The organism is Streptomyces corynorhini, assembly GCF_003346515.1.
GTDB classification, from domain to species: Bacteria; Actinomycetota; Actinomycetes; order Streptomycetales; family Streptomycetaceae; genus Streptomyces; species Streptomyces corynorhini.
Window position 1 is genome coordinate 1 of record NZ_QQNA01000439.1, and the last position, 3,291, is coordinate 3,291.

At 69.9% G+C, this 3,291-nt stretch carries 3 protein-coding genes; 1 reads left to right on the forward strand and 2 read right to left on the reverse strand.

The features are described from left to right. A partial coding sequence (locus DVH02_RS34965) for a hypothetical protein (protein ID WP_199566520.1) occupies positions 1-415 on the reverse strand: 415 nt, incomplete at its 3' end. Positions 416-425: 10 nt separating this feature from the next. Between DVH02_RS34965 and DVH02_RS34170 the strand changes: the two genes are divergently transcribed. Further along, on the forward strand, positions 426-1,586 hold the full coding sequence (locus tag DVH02_RS34170; protein ID WP_114627708.1) for an ADP-ribosyltransferase: 1,161 nt from the start codon (positions 426-428) through the stop codon (positions 1,584-1,586). Between the two features lie 524 nt (positions 1,587-2,110). Here DVH02_RS34170 and DVH02_RS34175 read toward each other — a convergent pair. After that, positions 2,111-3,291 (reverse strand): Gfo/Idh/MocA family protein (locus tag DVH02_RS34175; protein ID WP_147286212.1); only part of this gene is annotated, 1,181 nt, incomplete at its 5' end.

The following is a 3,291-nucleotide window of genomic DNA, read 5'->3' on the forward strand; positions in this document are numbered from 1 at the left end:
CCTCCGGAGGCTCCAGCTCCGGAGGCTCCAGCTCGGGGGGCTCCAGCTCGGGTGGCAGCAGCAGCGGTGGCGCGTCCGGAGGCGCCTCGGGAGGTTCCAACGGCGGTTCCAGCGGCGGCAGCAGCGGTGGATCATCGGGCGGCTCGTCCGGAGGTTCTTCCGGTGGCTCGTCCGGTGGCTCAAGCTCGGGCGGCTCAAGCTCTGGCGGTTCGTCCGGTGGTTCGTCCGGTGGAAGTAGCGGCGGGTCCAGCTCCGGCGGGTCCAGCTCTGGCGGGTCCAGCGGCGGCAGCAGCGGCGGATCGAGTTCGGGCGGCTCGTCCGGCGGTTCCTCGGGCGGTTCTTCGGGCGGATCCGACTCGGGCGGCTCCGTGGGCGGTGCCGTAGGAGGCGTAGGCGGCGCGATCGGGGGTGCCATCGGCGGCGCCTTGGGCGGCTCCAGCTCGGGTGGCAGCAGCAGCGGTGGTTCCTCCGGCGGGACTTCAGGGACTTCAGGGGGTTCCTCGGGCGGTTCCTCCGGTGCGGCTTCCGGCGGTTCCAGCGCCAGTGGCAGGACGGACGGAGACCCCGACCCGGACGAAGAGGACGACGATCCGGACGACGAAAAGGACGACTGCGACCAGTCCGGCGGCAAGATCGGAAGCAACTTCGTCGGCCTCCCTTCGTCCGTGCCGGACTCCGACGGCCGGGTCACCCTGGCCGCCGGACCCGGTGGCGGCACCGGCTCCACCACGCAGGAGGTACAGGCCGCTCTGGCCAAGGCGGCTGCTGCCGCCCTGTCCGCCAGCAGCGCCGCGGTTCCCGGCTACGACACGTACGAAGAGGCCGAGCAGGCCCTCAGGGACGCGCTGGACGCGAGCGCCGCGGATGGCGACGCCGGCCTCAATCCGAACGTGGGCGGCGGCGCCGGTCTCAACCCGAGCGTGGGCAGCCACTGCGACCCGCAGGGCAACCCGAACACGCCGAACAACGACCCGATGCACGCTCTGGACGACGTCCCGGACTACCGGCCGGGTATCCAGCAGAGCAAGGACTGGGCGAGGGAGGTCGAGGAGATCGCCAAGAAGAACCCCTTGACCGAGGACCTGACGGCGGAGGACGCCTGGGTCATCGCCAAGTACACCGGGAGCTGGGCCTCCGACCTGAACAAGTACCTCCGGGGCGGCAAGGTGCCCGGATCGTTCCACGACCCGTCCGCCAAGGTTGATCTGATGGACGATGCGCTGAGCCACCTCCCGCCGGTCCCCGACCTCACCGTCTACCGGGGAACGTTCATGCCGGACAACATCCTCCAGCAGCTCCTGGACGGTGACCCGGTCACCTTCCCCGAGTACCTGAGCACGTCCACCGACCTCGGCAAGGCGGAGACCGCCCTCGGCCGGGCCAACGGAGGCGGCATGAAGGGCGAGAAGGTCCTGCTCGAAATCGAGACCAGCAACGGCCGCAACGTCGACCCCCTCTCCCGCTACCGGGGCAAGGAATCCGAAGTACTCATCCCGCGCGACGGCAAGTTCGAGATGACCAGCGTCGAAACCCGCGTCATCGACGGGAAGGAAGTCAAGGTCGTCAAGGTGAAGCAGACCGGCTGACCCCCCGCGCAGAGCTACGCGGGCCCCGGTCACCACCGGGTCGTGGGAGTACGCGACCCGGTGGGCCAACTGGCATATGAGTTAACGGCCCCCGCCGGAACTACGAATCCCGGACAAGGGGCCTGACCACCTGGGAAGCCGAACCTTCCCGACGGCTCTTCAGCACCTCAACGCGCGCACGTTCGCCCGGTGAGAGATTCCGGGGACGACTCCCTCTCCGGACTCCCCTACCGGTACGGGAGTCCGGCATCAACGCCACGGCCGCACCTAGGGCCTCTCGTTTGGATCATGCCGGGCTCGCGAGCCCTGGCACCGCGCCTCGCCGCGTTGTCGTCAGTCGCCTACGCTCCGCGTGGGCTCCCTCCTCCGNNCCAAACGAAAGACCCTAGCGGTTCACCGTCGTCGGCAATCACCTGGCCCAGCACCGGCAGCTGTCACTCACCGAGCGGGAAGCGGCCCCCGAACCGCCCCTACATTCCCACCCGTCATCCCACTCCGGAACCGCGACCCCTGCGACCGCGTGGTTATCCGGGGTGCGGGGCGTCTCCGTAGTCCGGGATCGCGAGGCGTTCGCCGTTCTTGAGGGCCGATTCGTGGGCGACGATGCCGGGGAGGGTGTAGCGGGCGGCGGTCCAGGCGTTGACCGGGGGGAGCGTGCCCGTGTTGACCGCCGTGACGAAGTCGTCCGCGAGGAAGTGGTGGCTGCCCTCGTGGCCGTTGGAGACGTGCGCGAACTCCGCCGGGAGCCGGGAGCGGTCGTGGACCGGGGCGGAGCCCGACGTGAAGGCGTCGCGCAGGGCGGGGGCGACGTGGTCCAGGGAGGGGTCGTCGGGGGAGAGGGTGGGCTTGGGCCTGAGGCGGTCGGTGACGTCCTCGACGCCCTTCTTGTCCTGCCACAGGCTCACCGTGGCCAGCTGTTCGAGGCTGCCCTCCGTACCGAAGAAGCGGAAGCGCGACTCACGGATGTGCGAGGGGTAGCCGACCCGGCGGAACTCGTTCGTACGGAACGATCCGCCGCCCGCGACCTCGAACAGTGCCGTCGCGTTGGAGAAGTCGTTGTCGAACTGGCTGACGTCCTTGTCGAAGACCCCGTCCCCGCGGTCGTCCTTGACACCGATCGCCGACACGCTCACCGCGTGCGTCTGCCACGCGCCGAGCACACCGCCCACCGAGTGTGTCGGGTAGAGGAGGGGCGGGTAGCTGGCGGTGGACTTCCACTGCTCGCCGCCGCTGTACTGGTACGCGGCGTAGAAACCCAGGTCCATGTCGTGGACGTAGTCGCCCTCGGCGTGGAAGAGGCGGCCGAAGGCGCCCGCGGCGATCTGGTCGCGGGCGTAGACGGTGGCCGGGTTGTACTGGCTGGTCTCGCCCATCATGTACGTCAGCCCGGTCTCCCGCACGGCGTCGATGATGGCCGCGATCTCCTCCTCGGAGATCGCCATCGGCACCGCCGAGTACACGTGCTTCCCCGCGCGCAGGGCCTTGACGACGAGCGGGCCGTGGGTCCAGCGCTGGGTGAAGATGGCGACGGCGTCGATGTCCGGCGACGCGATCGTCGCCTCGAAGGACGGGAAGGTGCCGGCCAGGTCGTAGTCGGCGGCGAGCTTCTCGGCGCGCTCGGGCAGCAGGTCGGTGGCGTGGATGTCGCCCACGCCCGGGTGCAGCCGCCAGAGCTTGGCGAACTGTCCGGCGAACTGTCCGGCGC